The organism is Yoonia sp. (genome assembly GCF_036007805.1).
In the GTDB taxonomy this organism is placed as follows: Bacteria; Pseudomonadota; Alphaproteobacteria; order Rhodobacterales; family Rhodobacteraceae; genus Yoonia.
Genome location: NZ_DASYOK010000368.1, coordinates 1 through 1,995 on the forward strand (window position 1 = coordinate 1; position 1,995 = coordinate 1,995).

Consider the following 1,995-nt stretch of genomic DNA (forward strand, 5'->3'; position numbering starts at 1 on the left):
ATTGCCGCGCAGTACAGCAATACCGCCCGATTGCGTCAGCGCTTTTTCCACCGGCAGGATCACATCCTCGTTCCAGTTCTTGACGTGCTTGACCTCATCCCACATGGACCCGCCCGACACGGTCAGCGCGTCCTTGTGCAACAGCCCTGCCTCGCCCAGACGCTTGATCACGACAGGCAGACCGCCGGCATAGAAAAACTCTTCCATCAGGTATTTGCCCGAGGGCATCAGGTTCACAATCGTGGGCACATCGCGCCCCAACCGGTCCCAGTCATCAAGGGTCAGGTCAACGCCCTTGGTCCGCCCCGCCATGGCCAGCAGGTGGATCACCGCATTCGTGGACCCGCCAATCGCGGCATTGGTGCGGATCGCATTCTCGAAGGCCTGCTTGGTCATCACATCGGACGGTTTCAGATCATCCTTCACCATCTGGACAATGCGCCGCCCTGTCAGATGCGCCATGACACGGCGGCGGCTGTCCACCGCTGGGATTGCCGCATTGCCGGATAGCGCCATGCCCAGCGCCTCGGCCATGGACGCCATGGTGCTGGCCGTGCCCATCGTGTTGCACGACCCCGGCGAGCGGGACATGGATGCCTCTGCCTCGACGAATTCCTCTGCCGTCATCTCGCCCGCGCGCACGGCTTCCGAGAATTTCCACAGATGCGTACCAGACCCCACACGTTCGCCACGGAACATCCCGTTCAACATCGGACCACCCGACACAACGATCGCGGGCAAATCCACGGAAGCCGCGCCCATCAACAGCGCAGGGGTAGTCTTGTCACAGCCCGCCAGCAGAACAACACCGTCCATCGACATGCCGCGGATCGCCTCTTCCACGTCCATCGCACAGAGGTTGCGATACATCATGGCGGTGGGGCGCAAGCTGCTTTCGGCAGGCGAGAACACGGGAAATTCCACAGGAAAACCACCTGCCTCATAAATCCCGAACTTCACCTTCTCGGCCAGATCGCGCAAATGCGCGTTGCACGGCGTCAGCTCGGACCATGTGTTGCAGATGCCGACCACAGGGCGGCCATCCAGCAAATCCGCAGGCAAGCCCTGATTCTTCATCCAGGACCGGTGATAGATCGCATCTTTCGACGATCCTCCGAACCATTCCTGAGACCGCAATTTGCGAGGCCACTTGGCGGGCTTGAATGTCATAATCAGACTTCCTTTAAGGCATATGTTGGCGCATCATTAACGCGCCCCCCGATGAAATCCAAGGAGCGGTGATGAACAGCCATCCACAAAATATGACGCACTGGCAAGAGCGGGTCGATATGGCCGCCGCCTTTCGCTGGACAGCACGGCTGAACATGCATGAAGGCGTGGCCAACCACTTCAGCCTCGCGATCAACGATGATGGCACAAGGTTCCTGATGAACCCCAACCAGATGCATTTCAGCCGGATCAAGGCCAGCGATCTGATCGTGGTTGACGCCAATGATCCCGACACGCTCACCGGCCCGAACGCACCTGACCCCACAGCATGGGGGCTGCACGGGGGCATCCACCGTCTGGTACCCCATGCACGCTGTGCAATGCATGTGCATTCCGTCTTCGCCACGGTTCTGGCCTCGCTCAAGGACAGCCGCCTGCCCCCCATCGACCAGAACTGCTGCACCTTCTTCAACCGCTATGTCATCGACGACGGCTATGGCGGGCTGGCTTTTGAAAGCGAAGGCGCGCGCTGTGCCGCCCTCTTTTCCGACCCCAAACAAAAGGTGATGATCATGGGCAATCACGGCGTGCTCGTGATCGGCGCAACCGTGGCGGAAACCTTCAACCGGATGTATTACTTCGAACGCGCCGCCGAAACCTATATCCGCGCCCTGCAAACCGGCCAGCCCCTCCGCATCCTGCCGGACGACATCGCCGAGAAAACAGCGCAAGAACTCGAGGCCTACCCCGAACAGGATATCCGACACCTCGCCGAACTCCGCGCCGTCCTCGACGCCGAACAGGCCGACTACGCCACCTAGTCCC

The 1,995-nt window shown here is 60.4% G+C and carries 2 protein-coding genes; one reads left to right on the plus strand and one right to left on the minus strand.

Annotated features, from left to right (window positions below):
- Positions 1–1,170, minus strand: a 1,170-nt coding sequence (locus tag VGP75_RS19465) for a dihydroxy-acid dehydratase (RefSeq protein WP_327545225.1), incomplete at its 3' end; no start/stop codon positions are given.
- A gap of 71 nt (positions 1,171–1,241) precedes the next feature.
- Here VGP75_RS19465 and VGP75_RS19470 point away from each other — a divergent pair.
- The gene (locus VGP75_RS19470) at positions 1,242–1,991 is read left to right on the plus strand and encodes a class II aldolase and adducin N-terminal domain-containing protein (protein ID WP_327545226.1); all 750 of its coding nucleotides are present in this window, start codon (positions 1,242–1,244) and stop codon (positions 1,989–1,991) included.
- Positions 1,992–1,995: the final 4 nt, after the last annotated feature.